General features: G+C 31.4%; 16 protein-coding genes. 4 read left to right on the plus strand and 12 right to left on the minus strand.

Going from position 1 to position 19631, the window contains the following annotated elements; genetic code table 11:
• From HNV10_RS08540 to HNV10_RS08550, 3 genes are all read right to left on the minus strand, one after another.
• Complete coding sequence (locus tag HNV10_RS08540) at positions 1-621, minus strand: phosphoadenosine phosphosulfate reductase domain-containing protein (RefSeq protein WP_173300916.1); 621 nt, start codon at positions 619-621, stop codon at positions 1-3.
• A complete protein-coding gene (locus HNV10_RS08545; RefSeq protein ID WP_173301014.1) occupies positions 618-866 on the minus strand; it encodes a DUF2061 domain-containing protein in 249 nt (82 codons plus the stop codon). Before HNV10_RS08545 ends, HNV10_RS08540 begins: the two co-directional genes overlap by 4 nt.
• A 135-nt stretch (positions 867-1001) precedes the next feature.
• Entirely contained in the window at positions 1002-1412 is a 411-nt protein-coding gene (locus HNV10_RS08550) for an RrF2 family transcriptional regulator (protein ID WP_173300917.1), read from the minus strand.
• 331 nt (positions 1413-1743) lie between these two features.
• On the opposite strand from HNV10_RS08550, the gene metK reads away from it, so the two are divergent.
• On the plus strand, positions 1744-2997 hold the full coding sequence (gene metK, locus HNV10_RS08555; RefSeq protein WP_173300918.1) for a methionine adenosyltransferase: 1254 nt from the start codon (positions 1744-1746) through the stop codon (positions 2995-2997).
• Between the two features lie 91 nt (positions 2998-3088).
• On the opposite strand, the gene HNV10_RS08560 is transcribed toward metK, so the two are convergent.
• The 3 genes from HNV10_RS08560 to HNV10_RS08570 form a co-directional block, all read right to left on the minus strand.
• Positions 3089-6670 carry a M1 family aminopeptidase gene (locus tag HNV10_RS08560; protein WP_173300919.1) on the minus strand — a complete coding sequence of 1194 codons (3582 nt, stop codon included), beginning with the start codon at positions 6668-6670 and terminating at the stop codon, positions 3089-3091.
• 21 nt (positions 6671-6691) lie between these two features.
• Positions 6692-7576: an ABC transporter ATP-binding protein gene (locus tag HNV10_RS08565; protein ID WP_173300920.1), complete on the minus strand. Its 885-nt coding sequence runs from the start codon at positions 7574-7576 to the stop codon at positions 6692-6694.
• A 183-nt stretch (positions 7577-7759) separates the two neighbouring features.
• Positions 7760-8692, minus strand: a complete 933-nt coding sequence (locus tag HNV10_RS08570; protein WP_173300921.1) for a dihydrofolate reductase — start codon at positions 8690-8692, stop codon at positions 7760-7762.
• 287 nt (positions 8693-8979) lie between these two features.
• Here HNV10_RS08570 and HNV10_RS08575 point away from each other — a divergent pair, with 287 nt between their 5' ends.
• The gene (locus HNV10_RS08575; protein ID WP_173300922.1) at positions 8980-9282 is read left to right on the plus strand and encodes an isoamylase early set domain-containing protein; all 303 of its coding nucleotides are present in this window, start codon (positions 8980-8982) and stop codon (positions 9280-9282) included.
• A 61-nt stretch (positions 9283-9343) separates the two neighbouring features.
• On the opposite strand, the gene HNV10_RS08580 is transcribed toward HNV10_RS08575, so the two are convergent.
• The 6 genes from HNV10_RS08580 to HNV10_RS08605 form a co-directional block, all read right to left on the minus strand.
• Positions 9344-10183, minus strand: a complete 840-nt coding sequence (locus tag HNV10_RS08580; RefSeq protein WP_173300923.1) for an energy transducer TonB — start codon at positions 10181-10183, stop codon at positions 9344-9346.
• A 15-nt stretch (positions 10184-10198) separates the two neighbouring features.
• Positions 10199-11023, minus strand: a complete 825-nt coding sequence (locus tag HNV10_RS08585) for a thymidylate synthase (protein ID WP_173300924.1) — start codon at positions 11021-11023, stop codon at positions 10199-10201.
• 171 nt (positions 11024-11194) lie between these two features.
• Complete coding sequence (locus HNV10_RS08590) at positions 11195-12907, minus strand: NupC/NupG family nucleoside CNT transporter (RefSeq protein ID WP_173300925.1); 1713 nt, start codon at positions 12905-12907, stop codon at positions 11195-11197.
• A gap of 13 nt (positions 12908-12920) precedes the next feature.
• The gene (locus HNV10_RS08595; protein WP_173300926.1) at positions 12921-13538 is read right to left on the minus strand and encodes a bifunctional nuclease family protein; all 618 of its coding nucleotides are present in this window, start codon (positions 13536-13538) and stop codon (positions 12921-12923) included.
• 187 nt (positions 13539-13725) lie between these two features.
• Complete coding sequence (locus tag HNV10_RS08600; protein ID WP_173300927.1) at positions 13726-14688, minus strand: electron transfer flavoprotein subunit alpha/FixB family protein; 963 nt, start codon at positions 14686-14688, stop codon at positions 13726-13728.
• Between the two features lie 84 nt (positions 14689-14772).
• Complete coding sequence (locus tag HNV10_RS08605; RefSeq protein WP_173300928.1) at positions 14773-15519, minus strand: electron transfer flavoprotein subunit beta/FixA family protein; 747 nt, start codon at positions 15517-15519, stop codon at positions 14773-14775.
• Between the two features lie 331 nt (positions 15520-15850).
• Here HNV10_RS08605 and HNV10_RS08610 point away from each other — a divergent pair, with 331 nt between their 5' ends.
• Positions 15851-16828 carry a pyruvate dehydrogenase complex E1 component subunit beta gene (locus HNV10_RS08610; RefSeq protein ID WP_173300929.1) on the plus strand — a complete coding sequence of 326 codons (978 nt, stop codon included), beginning with the start codon at positions 15851-15853 and terminating at the stop codon, positions 16826-16828.
• Between the two features lie 85 nt (positions 16829-16913).
• On the plus strand, positions 16914-19424 hold the full coding sequence (locus tag HNV10_RS08615) for a DUF5686 and carboxypeptidase-like regulatory domain-containing protein (RefSeq protein ID WP_173300930.1): 2511 nt from the start codon (positions 16914-16916) through the stop codon (positions 19422-19424).
• Positions 19425-19631 lie beyond the last annotated feature (207 nt).

Raw genomic sequence — 19631 nt, forward strand, 5'->3', positions numbered from 1 at the left:
TTATTCAAAATGAATACCACACTCTCTATTTAAAAGTGCCTTTATTGGGTCGAAATAATTAACGTTTTTTTCTAATTGATTGTCTTCAATATATTTATCCAAGTCATCATCTGTCCAATAATAAAACGGACTCACTTTTAATATACCGTCCTTACTAAAACTTAAAATATCTTTGTTATCTCTATATTCCGTTTGTCTCACTCTAATATTAGTAAACCATATATCTGGACTCTGTTCCTTTAAGGCACGTCTAAAAGGTTCTAATTTTACTGTTTCTGAAAAAATATCATGATTATCATCCTCTAAACTTGGCAATCCAATAGTTCTATCTATTTCTTCTTTTGTAAGCAGTGATTGATATTTTAAAATATTTAGGTTGTATTTTTTAATCAAATTATCTGCGTGTTTATAAGTACTTGGTTCGTTATACAAAGTATCGCACCAAACCACTCTAATATCATTATCTAATTTTGATATTGTACTTAATAACACAGCAGAATAAATACCAAAACTTGTAGTAACAATTTTATTTTCTGATAATTTTAAAGCCCATTCTGCTATTTCAATAGGCGACTTATCCCTTAACTTTTTATTCCAAACGTCAATATCTATATCTATCATTTTCCCCATTTTATATTTGTCCAAGCACGTTCGTGAAAAAAGTAAAGCACCATTTTAGAAACAAGTTCTATTCCTCCTATTGAAAACGCAAGTGCCAAAGTACCCGTAATTAGATACGAAATAGTTACTGTTGCTAACGTCCCAACAACACGCCAACTAATTGTTTTCACAATACTTCTTTTAATGTTTTCTTGAGATACTGTAGTAATATTATCCTTATTTTCTAAACTCAAATCTGTCTTCATTACACTTTCCATACATACTATAAATTATTATTCCTTTTACCCTATCGATTTACTAGAGTAATGCAAACATATAAATTTATATTTCTTTAGGAAGTATATATATCGAAAAAATTAAGGTGTAAAAATGAGAATATGCTAATTAGACAAATCAGCCAAAGTTGTATTTCTAAATATTTCTAAGGTATTATCACGGACTTTGAGCATTAATTTGTTAACCGCACAAACCTCTTCATCAGGGCAATCATCACACTTCTCATAAAAATTTAGACTCACACATGGTACCATTGCAATTGGCCCTTCTAACAATCTCATTACATTTGTCATAGGAATATCCTTAGGGTCTTTTAGCAAATAATAACCACCTCCTTTTCCTTTTTTAGAACCTAAAACACCGTTTTTCTTTAAAGTGAGTAATATACTTTCAAGAAATTTTTGAGAAATATTTTCAGATTTTGAAATCGTGGATATCTGAACAGGAATACGATTTTCTTGTCTCGCTAAATGCACTAAGGCTTTTATACCGTATTTTGTTTTCTTTGAAAGCATAATGTAAATCTAGTTATTTTTTTGAAAATATACATCAATCTAAAGATTAGCTTTAATAGGCATTTTACATACTTAAATCTCAATACTTCATTATGTAATAAAACTAAACGTGAATTAAATCATAAAAAAACTGAATTGAATATACTTTCCATTTAATTTTTCTACTTTTGTACTCTAAAAATTAGAGGAAAAATTTGATCTGATTGCAACCTCTGACGCTGAATTTTCAGCTAAAACAAAAAATGCTAAAGCAGTAAGTTTAGGACTTCTTCTCTAGCGCACCCGCAATCTCAAATTTTTTATAATAACCATAACCTAAAACATAGGAATTATGCCATATTTATTTACTTCGGAAAGTGTTTCTGAAGGACATCCAGACAAGGTAGCAGACCAAATAAGTGATGCTTTAATTGATAATTTTTTAGCCTTTGACCCAGAATCTAAGGTTGCTTGTGAAACATTAGTTACTACAGGACAAGTTGTTCTTGCTGGTGAGGTAAAATCTAACACCTATTTAGATGTACAAAAGATTGCAAGAGATACCATTAACAAAATTGGCTATACCAAAAGCGAATACATGTTTGATGGAAATTCTTGTGGTGTTTTTTCTGCTATACATGAGCAATCTGAAGAAATTAATCGTGGTGTAGATAGAGCTACAAAAGAAGAACAAGGTGCTGGAGACCAAGGTATGATGTTTGGCTACGCAACTAATGAAACGGATAACTACATGCCTTTAGCTTTAGATTTATCTCACAGAATTTTAGTTGAATTGGCCGAGTTACGTCGCGAAAATAAAGATATTACGTATTTAAGACCAGACTCTAAAAGTCAGGTAACTATTGAATATAGTGATGACAATACACCTCAACGTATAGATTCTATTGTAGTTTCTACACAGCATGATGAGTTTGATGAAGACGAAATTATGCTTGCAAAAATTAGAAAAGATATAATTGAAATATTAATTCCGAGAGTTATTGCTAAGTTACCAGAACATATTCAAGCTTTATTTAATGACGATATTACCTACCACATTAACCCAACTGGAAAATTTGTAATTGGAGGACCACATGGTGATACGGGTTTAACTGGACGTAAAATTATTGTAGACACCTACGGAGGAAAAGGAGCACATGGTGGAGGCGCATTCTCTGGTAAAGACCCAAGTAAGGTAGACCGAAGTGCTGCATATGCTACAAGACATATTGCTAAAAATTTAGTAGCCGCAGGAGTTTGTGACGAAATTTTAGTACAAGTATCTTATGCAATTGGTGTTGTAGAACCTATGGCTATTTTTGTTGATACTTATGGAACTTGTCCTTTTAACTTAACGGATGGGGAAATTGCTAAAAAGGTCGAAAAACTATTTGATATGAGACCTGCTTTCATTGAAAAACGTTTAAAACTACGTCAACCAATGTATAGCGAAACTGCTGCTTATGGACATATGGGAAGACAACACGAAGTGGTGAGTAAAACTTTTCAGCAGCCTAATGGAACTAAAATAGATATAGATGTAGAATTATTTACTTGGGAAAAATTAGATTATGTTGATAAAGTAAAAGCTGCCTTTGATATTTAAGAGATTTTTTTAAAGATAAAATTATATAATCTAAAACACCCTAACTAATTAAATAGTTAGGGTGTTTTGGTTTTTACCACTTTTAGTATAATTACTTTTCTAAACTTATACTTTTAATATTGTCTTTATAAACACGATCTATTAATATATGTCTAGGGTCTATTGCTGCTTTTACTGGCAAAGAATCTAGCTGCATTGTAATTGACGTACTTTCTTTATTAAACTTTATACGCTTTTGAGAAAACAACCTTTCTTCATCATCATCCATAAAGAAACCAACATCAATCCAATCGTTAATATTGGCCTTGGTTTCATTACCAAGACTATCTGATTTAATTTTTGAACTTTCAATTTCTAGAGTAACTTCATATTTACCATTATCCAATTTTTTATAATTAGCCTCTTTTAATCGGTTATCATATAAGGTGATTTCTTTAAACCAATCCGTTACCAAGTATTTAAGTGAGTCTGGCACTTGTGGTTCTAAATGTCTTATAAAATCTAATGAAGTAGGATAAGGTGGCTTTTTATAACGATACTCTTCTAAGAAATTTTTCATGGCTAAATTCACTTTAGCTTCACCAATATAATCTTGTAAAGCGTATAGAATTACACTACCTTTTCCGTAATGAATATACTGCTGATTCTCTACTTTGTAAAGTGGCAATTCTTTTTCTCTTTCTCCACTTCGACCTCTTAAATAACGATCATGATCGTACTTTATAAATTCTCTCATTTTCATTGGATTCTCGGTCATATTCTTCATGGTCATTAATGATGAATATTCAGAAAAACTTTCGCTCATAAGCGTACTGCCTTGCATGTTTGCACCAATAACCTGATGTGCCCACCACTGATGTGCCATTTCATGTGCAATAACAGCATCTACAACATTGTTTTCTGTTTCATCTTCAAGATTAATTATAAATCCTATAGCTTCAGAATAAGGCATTGTACCTGGAAAAGCTTGGGCAAAAGAGGCATATCTAGGAAACTCAATAATTCTACATTGTTTATGAAAATATGGTCCAAAATTTTTGGTATAATACGCTAATGACCTTTCTACAGCATCTAGCATCATATCAACATTTTCAGGATGTTTTTCATCATAATAAACTTCAATATCAATTCCATTCCATTTACGTTTTTTTAATTCATAATCTGCAGACATAAAAGAGTAGAAATTTAAAGATGGCGTATCTGTTTTGTAATGGTAATAATCTCTTCCATTTTCTTCCCATTTCTTAATTAAAGAGCCAGGAGCAATTGCCGTTTGTTCTTTTACAGTAGATATTATAGTTTCAACATTAATAAAATCAGATTCACCGTTATTTATATAATTACGATTGTGCAATTCACTAAGTTCACTAGACAATTCTGGTGTACGTTCTTTAGGCTCTAAATCATATTTTTTACGTGTGTTATTATCCGAAATCTCATAATTATCATTATAACCCATTGCTGGTAATATATCTCCATTATTAAAGAAAGTTCCATTATTAATAATCATGGTATTCCCAATACTGTTTTTAAATCCTTTGGTAATAAATTTATTATCCAATTTCATTACTATCGACTGTCCTGGCTGTAAAGGTTTACTCAATTTGTAAATGGTATATAGATAAGTACTGTCTTTGTAAACTGGTTTTGCATTAGGAATATTAAGTTTTGTATCCCAACCTTCTTTATTAAAAAAGTGAAGCGAATCAATTGCTTGATTTGACTCGTTAGTTAACTTAATATCTGCCTTTACATGTATATCTCTTTTGTTTGGAAAAATGTCTATATAATATTTAGCATCTGTTACTTTTGGATGCACGGCTTCTTTATATTTTGAATATTTCTTTTCAAATTCTGCCATAAGTTGCTCCTCTGTATCATTAGAACGATATGGATTCAGTACTTGTGTGTTGTAATAAACAAAACCAGCAACACCAAGCCAAATTACCGATAGAATAGCAATGAAACCTCTATAACTTTTAGGAACTTCCTTTCTGGCTGTTTTTATACGACTTAACAGTGAACTTTTAGAACCACGATTCCACAAAGCTCCTGCAATTAACAACCCTATAACAGATAATAAAATCCAATAAAGGTTAAACCACAAGGTACTTTTTAGACCTGGTCCAAAACCATTCATATCTGAATAGAATATTGAAGAACCACCTCCAATATCTAACATATTAGAATTAATATCCAAAATATTCAGAATAATCTCCCAAACTAATAATACTAAAACAGAGATAAAGTAGCCGATATATTTATTACTAGATAAGACTTGAATCATTATCATAATTCCACCAAAAACAATATATAACGCAAAGTTTTCGTAAAAGAAATCTAATAAATAAACATCTAATTCAATACGCGTAAAACCATTAAGTAATTGATAAATTATACCAATAAGAATAAAAAATAAATTTAAAATTGAAGTAATACATACTAATGACAGAGCTTTTGCTGCCATAGAGATAAATGACGTATGTGAGGTTGCATCTACAACTTCATTAATTTTTGAATCTCTATCTCTCCAAATTAATTCACCACTAAAAAATATAAGTATAATAATGGTAAACAAATTAGTATTATCCTTAATGGAATCAATTAGTTTATAGGTTAGTGGATAAGATTGTAAACCCATAAACTCAAATCCTTGACTTAAATCAACTACTAAAATTATAATACAGAAGAGGAATAATATTTTGAAAGTTACACTTTTAACAATGCTTAAAAAGTTAGTATAAAAAAAACTTTTAAACTGAATCCAATTTGTAGCAGCATTAAATGTTGGATTCAAGTTTGGTAGCGCAAACACAGTTTCTTTATCGCTATTTTTAACTTTTTGTTTTTTTACTTTTTTATTTTTCGTTTTAAATGAAAAACTAAAATAAGATATCATTAAAATAATTGCTCCTACTGCAGTCCATAAAAGTCTATTCTTAAAAAGCAAACCAGAAAACCCAGGGCTAATAGTATTTTTCTCTATTGGAGTAAAATATTTAGTTTCTAAAAAGTAAGTGTTAATTCCAAATATATCTGAAAGTGCAGCTATGGTTTCGTTATCTACGTCAGACATTAGGGAACCAGACACTATATAAGCTACAATAATAACTAAGCCACCAACAAATGAAATAATAGTACTTTTCCACTTATTTGCCATCGCAAAAATCACTGATCCTGCTAAAAACATGTTGGGCAGAATAAATAACAAATAGTTATTAATAAAGGTTTCGAGATAAAAATCACCAAAGCGTTCGGTATCCATCCATCCAAAAATAGAATTCATATAAGTCCCTAAAAGCATCCCTATAAAAACACCTAACAAGGGTAATGTTGAAACCACTAATGCTCCCAAAAAGCGTCCGAAAAAATAACCAGGTTTGCTTAAAGGTGTTGTAAATAATATTTCATTAAATTCATTATTATGATCTCGTAAAGCTGCATTATTAAAAAAAGCGACAGCCATTAATAGACTAAAAACACAAAATACAGTGACATGAATAGTGATTGTATATGGCGAATTGCGATAAACGTTACCAATTGCGCCACCAACTTGAACATTATCACTAACGGTAGCAAAGAATTCCATCAATGCTAATATGAAGATAAAAATATACACCATCGGTTGCTTAAGCGTATATTTTAATTCTGATAAAAAGAATGTTTTAAACATAATTAAAATGGTTAGATTAGATTAAACAAGAACGTTTGATGTGTTTATTTTTGAAAAGAACACATCTTCTAAATTTGGAGCAACTTGCTCAAAACCATTTTGCGGATGTACTTCGCTAAAAACATGTATCAATGGTTGTCCTCCTACCATTTTATTTGAAATTACCTTATAATCATTGGCATAATTTTGTAAATCTTCTCTACTCACAATTTTCCGGAATACTTTATTCTCTAGATCATCAATAGCAGATTGTGGTGAACCATGGTAAACAATTTCCCCTAAATTCATTATTGCCATTTTGGTACACAACTCTCTAACATCGTCAACAATATGCGTAGAAAGTATGACTATTACCTCTTTACCAACATCTGCTAATAAATTATAAAAACGATTACGCTCTCCTGGATCTAAACCAGCAGTTGGCTCATCTACAATTATAAGTTTTGGGTTTCCTATTAAGGCTTGTGCAATACCAACACGCTGTTTCATTCCTCCAGAAAATCCTTTTACAGATTTGTTACGCTTTTCGTAGAGATTAACTTTATCTAATAAATAATTTACTAATTCTTTGCGCTCTTTAGCATTTGTAATACCCTTTAAAATTGCTAAATGAGTTAATAATTGTTCTGCTGTAATTCGTGGATATACACCAAACTCTTGAGGTAAATAACCTAATACTTTTCGTAATTCAGCCGGATTGTTTAAAATATCAATATCATCTAATGTGGCCGTACCAGAATCAGCCTCTTGCAACGTAGCTAGGGTTCTCATTAAAGATGATTTCCCAGCTCCATTTGGGCCTAAAAGTCCAAACATTCCATTTTCTAATTCAAGATTAACGTTATCTAAAGCTTTTACACCATTAGGATATGTTTTAGATAAATTAGTGATTTTTAACGTACTCATAAATGAAGATTTTTTGATTGATTAATTATAAATTAGACGACATATTCTAAAAAGCGTTACAGAAAATTGCCGTATTCGCCTTTAACAAGGTAGTTATTTATATATAAAGACGTTAAAAATGGGCAAATGGTTGCCTACCCAATTGAAAAATTGAGATTAGTAGTTATAAAAAAGAATTATTTGTTATTTCTTTAAATATGTAATAAACGAAAATGCATAAGCATGCTTTTCATCGGCATCATGAGTTCTTCTACTAACTTCTTGCCATTTACTATCATCAATGTCTGGAAAAAAGGTATCTGCATTTTCAAAAGTAGAATGTACACGGGTAATTTCTAACTTATCTGCTAAGGGTAACGCTTGTTTATAAATTTCTCCACCACCAATAATAAATGGTTGCTTGTCACTTCTGGCTGCATCTAAAGCATCTTCAAGGTTATTAACTACAATAACACCACTCGGAACCTTGTAATCTTTTTGTCTAGTTATAACCACATGAGTTCTATTTGGTAAAGGTTTTGGGAAACTTTCAAAAGTCTTTCTGCCCATTATTATATGGTGACCACTTGTTAAACTCTTAAAATGTTTTAAATCGTCACTAAGATGCCAAATGAGACTATTATCTTTACCTATGGCATTATCTTCACCTGCAGCAACAATAATAGTTAATTCAGAAGTCTTTTTTTTTTCTAATACTTTAGGATTTTCTTTAGCCTCAGTGTAGGCTTGAGACTGAGCAATTTTTGTTTCTTCTTTAAGAAAGTTCTGTTTCAACTTATCAATACGTGCTTGTTGTTGGTTTACTAATTTATCGAGTTGTTGTTTTTCCCAATCTTTGCTCATAAATTTATGAGTAATAAAAACAGTTATAAAGTGATAAATAAAAAGAAATAGCCATGCCAAAATAGCATATACAAACCAATCGATACCAGCTATTTTAAAGTCCTTACCAATACCTAAAACGGTATTTGCTAAAATTATAAAAACTGCACCAATTAAAAAGATGACAAAATGTATATATAAGCGTTTCTTTTGCTTAATACGTTTTTGAGCATTTTCTATTAATTCTAATTGGTCTTTATCAATTGTTGATACTGTCTTTTTTTTGCCAAACATAGTAGTTATTTAATAAGTTAAATATACCTATTTTTTCAATAAATTAAGATTGTAAATTCATGAGATTCTATAAATGATACTTTCGCAAACGATTTAGCTGAAAATCAGACATCAAGCATTTCATTACAGTGTTATCAATAAAATAAAATATATAATCAAATATTACATTCTTAAATAAAATATATTAACAATATTAAGAAAATGATAATTCTTTAATTTTTAGGTTTTTAATCGATATTATATGACTATTTCTTTTATACTTTTGTATCATAATTAAATCTATTATTATGGCAATTAAAAAGCAGTATTTAAAAAGTAAGCCAGTTTGTAAGGTAACATTTTCTGTACCTGCAGAGGAGGCAAAAAGTGTAGTAGTTGTTGGAAGTTTCAATGAGTGGAATACTAAAAAAGCTACAAAATTAAAGAAATTAAAAAACGGTACTTTTAAAGGATCATTAGATTTAGAGAAAGATAACTCTTATGAGTTTAGATACTTAATTGATGGTAAATCTTACGTTAACGATAATCAAGCAGATTCTTATGCTTGGAACGAATTTGCAGGAGCAGATAATGGTGTTATCAATTTATAGAAAATATTAAAAATAACATTCAAAATATATTAAAGCGTTTCGTTAAATCGAGACGCTTTTTTTAATCTGTAATCCTAAATACTATAGGAATAGAAAAAGGCATTGTAACTGGTTTTTTACGATAAAAACCAGGACTTTTTAATTTAGGTATTTTACTTATAACCCGTATCGCTTCTTCTTCTAATTTTTTGTGTGGACCTCTCGCTCTAATATCTATAACCTTGCCGTCTTTATCTATTTTAAAATTAATAAAGATTCTAACTACACCATTAGGTAATCCTAGTTTACTTGCGAGTTTAGCATTAAATTTCTTTGAAATTAACTCACCAACTTTACCATTCATACAAGACACTAATTCTTTATTACCCAAATTTTCATTACATCCTTTATATACAGGCACTTTCTCAATTATAGCAAAAGGCACTTCTGTAGGTTCAAATCCTAAAATAGGCACAATAGAATCTTTAGATTTATCAAGAAAATACCCAAATAAATTAGTCACTGTAGACGCAACACCATTATTATAAGTATCTAGCACTGGCTTTACTTTAGCAATGCTATCTAATATTAAATTAAATTTGTTTTCTTCTGTTTCTAAGGCATAATTTGATATATGAGAATACTCTTTAACTATTGCTCCTTTTTCGTCGTATAGTATACTTGTTGAAACTGTTATAGTATCCTTCTTTGCTTTTATAAAAATAGAATCTTTAAATAGGGAATTATTAAGTTGTTTTCCTATTAATTCTTGAAGCTTAATATCATAGCATTTTTCTTTATCGTTGGCATCACTGCAACCTTCAAAAATTACAAATTGTCTTTTATAGAACTCAGGATGTTTTTGTGACCAGCTTAGATTAACAAATGCGAATAACGCTAATAAAAAAGTAAATAATTTCATAAGTTATAATTAAATCTATACAGCAACAATACCTTTAATATGTGGATGCGGATTATAATCTGTTAGAGTAAAATCTTCAAATTTAAAATCGAAAATATCTTTAATTTCTGGATTTAATATCATTTTTGGCAGTGGTCTAATCTCTCTAGAGAGCTGCAATTCTAGTTGTTCCATGTGATTGTTATAGATATGTGCATCACCAAATGTGTGAATAAAATCTCCAGCTTCAAAACCACAAACTTGAGCCATCATCATAGTAAATAAAGCATAAGACGCAATATTAAATGGAACGCCTAAAAAGATATCTGCACTACGCTGATAGAGCTGGCAAGATAGCTTACCATCAGCAACATAAAACTGAAAAAAGGCATGGCAAGGCGGCAAAGCCGCTTTTCCGTTGGCTACATTCTCAGAAAATGATTTGGACGTATCTGGTAAAACTGAAGGATTCCAAGCTGAAACTAACATTCTTCGACTGTTCGGATTGTTTTTTAAAGTTGCTATAACTTCTTTAATTTGGTCAATATCTTCACTCGCCCAATTACGCCATTGATGACCATAAACTGGACCTAAATCCCCATTTTCATCTGCCCATTCGTTCCAGATTCTAACGCCATTTTCAGTTAGATACTTTGTATTTGTATCCCCTTTTAAAAACCAAAGCAATTCATAGATTATAGATTTTAGATGCAACTTTTTAGTTGTTACCATTGGGAAACCTTCGCTTAAATCAAATCGCATTTGGTAACCGAAAACACTTGTTGTTCCTGTTCCTGTTCTATCTCCTTTTTTGTTTCCTTCTGCTAAAACGTGCTTTACTAAATCGTGATATTGTTTCATATTACCTCCTGCAAAAGCAGAAATATCTTTAAATTAAACTTTGTTTTTATTTGAAATATAATGCCGAGAATTAACTCTACATGACCAGTAGCGAAAATACAAAAAAAGCATCAAAATTTAATATCTGATGCTTCTCGATATATTTTAAGATTCTTTTTAATTGAATTTAGATTACCCAATAATCATTCCTGCTATAGTAGCTGAAATTAGCGAAGCTATTGTACCACCTATTAAAGCTTTCATTCCAAACTTAGATAACTGTGTACGTTGTCCTGGTGCTAAAGAACCTATGCCTCCAATTTGTATTCCTATAGAAGCAAAATTCGCAAAACCACAAAGCATATAGGTAGCCATAATAATAGACTTCTCATAAGTAAGGTGTGTTGCGTTTGCTGCATTTTTTAAATCAGCTAATTGAATATAACCAACAAATTCACTTGCTGCTAATTTAATACCTAATAGCTGTCCCATTAATGCCATATCTTCCGATGCGACACCAATTAACCACATTAAAGGTGCAAAAATGTAACCTAAAATAAACTCTAACGACAGACTATCATAAGCCGTATTTGCTGCAATAACATCATTAAGTGAAGTAAAACGCCAATCGATATTTAGAAACTCTATTGTAAAGCCATTAAAACTAGCAACACCTCCTAAAATTCCATTAACCATTGCTATAATTGCAACAAATACTAATAGCATTGCACCAACATTTACAGCTAATTTTAATCCTTCTGTAGTACCATTTGCAATGGCTTCTAAAATATTAGAACCAATTTTTTCTTGAGATACTGCAACATCTGTATTAACTTCTTCTGTCTGTGGAAATAATATTTTTGAAATCACAATTGCTCCTGGTGCAGCCATAACAGATGCAGCCAATAAATGCTTAGCGTAAAATAATTGTAATGCTTCATCTTCTCCTCCTAAAAACCCAATATATGCAGCTAAAACAGCACCTGCAACAGTTGCCATTCCACCTATCATTACAAGTAGAATTTCAGACTTATTCATTTTTTCTAAATAAGCCTTAATTAATAATGGTGCTTCCGTCTGCCCTAAGAAAATGTTACCAGCAACACTTAAACTTTCAGCTCCAGAAATACCTAAGACTTTAGAGAGCAACCAACCCATGCCTTTTACGACTTTCTGAATTAATCCTAAATAAAATAACACAGACGTAAAAGCAGAGAAAAATATAATAGTTGGTAATACCTGAAAAGCAAAAATGTACCCAAAAGAAGTTACATCTAACATGCCTCCAAATAAAAACTCACTACCAGCTTGTGTAAAGCCAAGAATGGCAATAAAACCTTGGCCTACAAACTCAAAAGCCGACTTTACAAAATCAACTTTTAAAACACCTACTGCTATAATGAGTTGAAATAATAATCCTATTCCAACGGTTTTCCAATTAATAGCTCTGCGATTACTACTAAATAAAAAGGCAATAAAAATTAAGGATACCATACCTAATATTCCTCGCCATAAACTTGTTATTGAGAAGCCTTGATTTGGAATAATTTGATCAACCATAGATTCTGTCTTAGCGACTATATCTTCCTTTTTTGAGACTAAATTAAAACGCATCTCCTTACCCGAAAAAACTAGAGTAGAATCTGTAAGTTCCGTTATTTTATACTTTTCAATGGAGTTGAGTGAATCGTTGTGATATAGTACCAACAACTTATTTTGATACATATAATCTCCTTGAAGATTATTTTCTTTATCTGAAGAAAAATTAAACTCTCCTTTCTTAAACTCTAAAGATTTATAAACACTTTCAGGGACTGTAGACTCCCAAGTCTTTTCAAGTTCTTGTGCTGTAATTGATGAAATTCCAATAAATACTGCAAGTAAGGCTTTGAAAAAATTAGTCATGAAGGGGAAGGTGTTAATTACGTTTTGAAATTTCATCTCTTATTTTAGCAGCAGTTTCATAATCTTCATTATTTACGGCTTCATCTAAGAGTTTATTAAGTTCTTCAAGAGATGTGTTTTTATAACCTTCTTGCTCAATTGAAGCAGCTTCAATTTCTTCCACAATAAGGTCGTCTACAAGAATGCTATCTTGTTCTTCGTCATCCTTTTTTGGGTTGACTTTAAGATAAATTCCTGCTTTATCTAAAATATTTTTATACGTGAATATTGGTGCCTGAAAACGTAATGCTAAAGCAATAGCATCACTTGTTCTGGCATCGATGATTTCTTCAATTTTATCTCGTTCGCAAATTAAACTCGAATAAAATACACCATCCACCAACTTATGAATAATGACTTGCTTTACAACAATATCAAAACGGTCTGCGAAATTTTTAAATAAATCGTGAGTAAGTGGACGCGGTGGACGAATCTCTTTTTCTAAAGCTATTGCGATAGACTGAGCCTCAAAAGCACCAATTACTATTGGTAACTTTCTATCACCATCTACTTCATTAAGTATTAAAGCGTAGGCACCATTTTGGGTTTGACTGTATGAAATTCCTTTGATATTTAAACGTACTAAACTCATAATTTATAAAACACAAAGAACTGTTTAAATTTGGACTTTACCAACTGCAATTTACAGATTTGGTTAATTTCTCCTATACTTTCCTTAAAATGTAAGAAATAGCTAGTAATCTAAATTTAAACAGTCCTTAATTAATACCTCGTCGTCTCTTCACCGAATTGGTATTCAATTTTACAAGGTAATAAAATTATGCGTTTGCAGCTTTAAAAGCTTTTAATTTTTCGATTAACTTCGGCACAACTTCAAATGCATCACCTACTACTCCATAATCTGCTGCCTTAAAGAAAGGCGCTTCTGGATCTGTATTAATTACCACTTTTACCTTAGATGAATTAATACCTGCTAAATGCTGTATTGCTCCAGATATACCTACAGCAATATATAAGTTAGACGCTACTGGCTTACCTGTTTGCCCAACATGCTCACTATGTGGTCTCCACCCTAAATCTGATACTGGTTTAGAACAAGCTGTTGCGGCTCCTAAAACATCTGCAAGCTCTTCAATCATTCCCCAATTCTCTGGTCCTTTTAAACCTCTTCCTCCAGAAACTACAATCTCTGCATCAGCTATACTTACTTTGTCAGTAGCTTTGTCAATAGACTCTACATTTACTCCAGATTCTGGTAAAGATGGTGAGAAATCTTCAACTGAAGCACTTCCTCCAGATTCAACCAATCCGAATGAATTATTTGATAAACCAACAATTTTTACATCAGTCGTAATTTCTGTATTTGCAAAAGCTTTGTTTGTAAAGGTTGTACGTTTTACTGTAAATGGCGAAACACTAGAAGGTGCTTCAAAAACATTAGACACATAACCTGCATCTAAACTTACGGCTAATAAGGGTGCTAAATATTTACTATCTGCACTAGAACTAACGACCACTACTTTTGCGGCTTCGCTATTTGCCGCATTAGCAACTATCGCTGCATATTTTTTAGCATTAAATGCTTTTAAACTGTCATCTTTTACCAAAAGCACTTTTGATGCTCCGTAGTTCCCTAAAGTTTCTGCATTATCTGCATTAACGGCAACTGCAGTTACTGACGTACCCATTTGGTCAGCTATAGCTTTTGCGTAAGACACGACTTCTAAAGCCGCTTTTTTTAATTTTCCGTTTTCGGATTCTGTATATACTAGAATTGACATAATTTTTTTAATTTTTAAACTTCAAATTCTAAACTCCTTTAATCTACATCTTAGAATTTAGATTTTTGAATGTTAGAATTTGTTTTAAATCACTTTAGCTTCGTTGTGAAGTAAGCTTACTAATTCATCTATATTATCTGCATCTACCAATTTAACGGCACCTTTAGGTGCTGGTTTTTCAAAACTGACTACTTTAGTTTCTGCACTTGCATCTGTAGGCTCAACAACCGTTAATGGTTTTTTACGAGCCATCATAATACCTCTCATATTAGGAATACGTAAGTCACTTTCTTCAACCAATCCTTTTTGGCCTCCAATAACTAAAGGTAAACTTGTACTTACTGTTTCTTTACCACCATCGATTTCTCTAACAGCTTTTGCGTTAGTTCCATCAATTTCCAAACCAATACAGTTCGCAACAAAATTTGCATCAATCATACCAGCCAACATTCCAGGCACCATTCCTCCATTGTAATCAATAGATTCTCTACCTGCAATAACCAAATCGTATCCACCATCATTAACTACTTTTGCTAATTGTTTTGCGACAGCAAAACCATCCGTAGCTTCTGTATTAACTCTAATTGCAGAATCCGCACCAATAGCCAAAGCTTTTCTTAAGGTTGGCTCAGTTTCTGCTCCACCAACATTAACAACATCTACACTTGCACCTTGTTTTTCTTTAAACCACATGGCACGCGTAAGACCAAATTCGTCATTAGGGTTAATTACAAACTGTACACCAGTTGTATCAAACTTAGTATCGCCTTCTGTAAAATTAATTTTTGAGGTTGTATCAGGTACATGACTAATACATACTAATATTTTCATATAAAAATTGATTTATTTTAAACGTCTATTTTATTCAGGACGAATATAAATATAAATATTGAAATTTTACTATGCACGCATAATATATTTTGCGAAATGTCAGTTTTTATCGTTTAAACTATCAATTTTTCAATAAAAGACATCTTTTTTTATAGATAAGTTTATCTTTTGTTGTTTCTAGAAACATGAAATAATTTTTAATATTCCCTAAAACAATGGCATTATACATTTTTAATAAAACATTATAATTATTTTCTCTTTTTCAACTTACATTTAATGTCAATATATAATCAATAATTATTATTTTTGCTATTCGAACAAAAATAAAAACATGAAGACAATTCAATTTAGAGAAGCTATTTGCGAGGCCATGAGCGAAGAAATGCGCAGAGATGAGAGCGTTTATCTTATGGGTGAAGAAGTAGCAGAATACAATGGTGCATACAAGGCATCAAAAGGGATGTTAGATGAGTTTGGAGCAAAACGTGTCATAGACACACCAATTGCAGAGCTTGGTTTTGCTGGTATTGCAATTGGATCTACAATGACAGGTAATCGTCCAATAGTAGAGTATATGACATTCAACTTCTCTCTAGTTGGTATTGATCAGATTATAAATAATGCAGCTAAAATTAGACAAATGTCTGGTGGACAATTTAAATGTCCTATTGTATTTAGAGGGCCAACAGCTTCGGCAGGTCAACTGGGTGCAACGCATTCACAAGCTTTTGAAAACTGGTTTGCTAACACACCAGGTCTAAAAGTTATTGTACCTTCTAATCCTTATGATGCAAAAGGATTATTAAAAGCTGCAATTAGAGATGACGATCCAGTTATTTTTATGGAAAGTGAGCAAATGTATGGAGACAAAGGCGAAGTGCCAGAAGGAGAATATACTGTACCAATTGGTGTTGCCGAAATTAAACGAGAAGGAACAGATGTAACCATAGTATCTTTTGGAAAAATTATTAAAGAAGCTTACAAAGCGGCAGACGAATTAGCTAAAGAAGGTATTTCTTGTGAAATTATAGATTTACGTACAGTGCGCCCTTTAGATAGAGCAGCAATTGTAAAATCTGTTAAGAAAACAAATCGATTAGTAATATTAGAAGAAGCATGGCCATTTGGAAATGTAGCTACTGAAATTACTTATTTAGTGCAATCTGAAGCATTTGACTATTTAGATGCTCCTGTTATTAAAATAAACACTGCAGACACACCTGCACCTTATTCACCTGTATTATTAGCAGAGTGGTTACCTAATAGTGACTCTGTTATTAAAGCAGTAAAAAAAGTGATGTACAAATAAATTGCAGTTTTCTGCGTTTAGTAAACTTCATTAGCAACCTAAAAGTTAAGTTTAGCATGGTTGTTGATGAAGTTTGTTTTTTATTATGAAACTGAAACTATTCTTTCTTTTACTATTTCTAGGACTTTTTTCTGCCATTGCGCAAACAAAAGTAAGTGGGCACGTTTATGATGAAGGAAATACACCAATACCTTTTGCTAACGTTATGTTTAAAGGCTCTACAATAGGCACTATTACCAATGAAGATGGTAAATTTTATTTAGAGTCTGACGAAAACTGGGATACCTTAATAGTATCTTTTGTTGGATTTAAAACCATAGACGTACCATTAAACCAACGCATCAACTATAACTTATCTTTTACACTTAAAGAAGAAGAGTCTTCCTTAGACGAAGTTCTTATAGTAACAGGTAAACAATCAAAAAAAGCTTCAGAAAACCCTGCAATAAAAATTCTAAAAAAGATTTGGGAACGTAAAAGAAGAAACGGTCTTAATCAATTTAATCAATACGAATACGACCAATACGAAAAAGTAGAATTTGACCTCAATACTATTGATAGTGCATTAATTAAAAGCAAGCTTTTTAAAGGCATGGAATTTGTTTTTGAAGAAGTTGACACCTCTAGCGTAACAGGCAAAACGTATTTACCCATTTTCTTAAATGAATCTGTTAAGAAAATATCTGGCGATAATATTATTAATAAAGAACACGAAGAATTAAAAGGAAACAAAAATTCTGGCTTCAGTAATAATCAAATTATCATTGATTTTATAGACGATTTATATTCTGAATATAGTGTCTATGATAATTACTTAAAGTTTTTTGACAAGAGTTTTATAAGCCCTTTGAGTAGAACAGGTGTTCAAACATATAACTACGTATTATCCGACAGTGCATTTATAGATAATAAATGGTGCTACAATATTATATACTATCCTCGAAGAAAAAACGAATTAACCTTTAAGGGCGATTTTTGGGTAAATGATTCTACTTATGCTATTAAAGAAATCAACTTACAAGCATCAAAAAGTGCTAATATAAATTGGGTTAAAGAAATTTATATTGAGCAAGAATTTGAAGTATTAAACGATTCTGTTTTTCTAATTAAACGCGATTATTTTCTTTCAGATTTCTCAATGAATAAAAAGGAGAAGTCTCGTGGAATTTACGGTAAACGAACAACCATTTACGATAATTATAAATTTAACCAGCCCAAAGACCCAAAGTTTTACGATAAGGTGGTTTATAATTATGAAGCTGATGTTTACAACCGAGAAGACGACTTTTGGCAAACCAATAGGCTAGAAGAATTGAGTAAAGACGAAAAAGGTGTTTACAAAATGTTAGATACATTAAAAACCGTCAAGAAATTTAAACGCATGTATAATTTAGGAAGTATACTTGCTTCTGGTTATATAGAGTTCCCTAGTCTCAACTTAGATTATGGTCCTATTTTTTCAACCTTTGGATATAATGAAGTTGAAGGTGTAAGACTTAGAACTGGAGGACGAACTTATTTTGGAACAAATGATTTATGGAGAATAGAAGGTTTTCTGGCCTATGGATTTAAAGACGATAAGTTTAAATACGGAATTTCTGGAAAATGGTTGCTAGATAAACGAAGCCGATTTACAATATTTGGAGGCAATAGACGCGATGTAGAACAAATTGGTGCTAGTTTAACAAGTTCTACGGATGTTTTAGGTCGTAGTTTGGCATCTTCCTCAATTATTGGCACAGGTTCTAATGATAAGTTAACTAATATTAGTTTAACTAATTTTGGTATGTCTATTGAACCTGCTCGAAATTTTGAAGTTAGAATTGATGGCAGTTTCCGTAATCTTAGTTCTGCTTCGCCTACATTTAGTTTAGATTACAATGATGCAGAATCCCTTTCTGGTATTTCTTCAGAAATAAAACAATTTGAATCGAGATTATCACTTTCCTATTTTCCAAAAAGAGAAATGACTGGCTTTGGTGTAGAAAGAAGAGAAAAGAATGATAATTTTGCAAGGCTATTTGCACAAATAAGTCGTGGTGATCGCAATTGGTTTAGTAGTGATTTTGATTATACCAAAGTACAATTCTCTTATATACAACCATGGCAGCTTGGTGGTTTTGGTCGTCTTACCACCTCAATAGAAGCTGGTAAAACTTTTGGAGAAGTACCATTAGCTTTATTAAATGTTGTTCCTGGTAATCAAACTTACTTCTCAATATACAATACCTTTCCGCAATTAGATTTTTACGAATTTGTTACGGACACCTACAGTTCTGTTCATTTAGAGCATAATTTTAACGGTCGCATTTTCTCTCGTATTCCTTTTTTAAAGAAATACAATTTAAGAGCCATATTAGGATTAAGAGGTGTTTGGGGTGAATTATCTGAAGAGAATAGTGCATTAAGTAGTACTGGTAATCCTGTAGAATTTACATTGATTGCACCAGATACTCGTATGTATTACGAATATAGTTTTGGTGTGGCCAACATCTTTAAAGTCTTAAGACTAGATTTTAATTTTAGAGGTAACTATTTAGACCATGCAGACGCAAGACGATTTGGTATCACTGGTAGTTTTGGTTTTTATTTTTAGATTATTTTACTGTTTATCCTATTCTTTTTCAATTAATTCTCTATAATAATTTCATTTTCAGAACAACACAATCATTGTTCAAGTTTTTTAACTTCTAGTATGTCTCTATATTCTATTGCTAAAATCAAACAATACGTTATATTTACAGTCACAAATATCATTAAAATAGTCAAGTGATATTTTTTTTTAGAAATTACAAAACAATTC

The organism is Winogradskyella litoriviva, assembly GCF_013249065.1.
Classification (GTDB): Bacteria; Bacteroidota; Bacteroidia; order Flavobacteriales; family Flavobacteriaceae; genus Winogradskyella; species Winogradskyella litoriviva.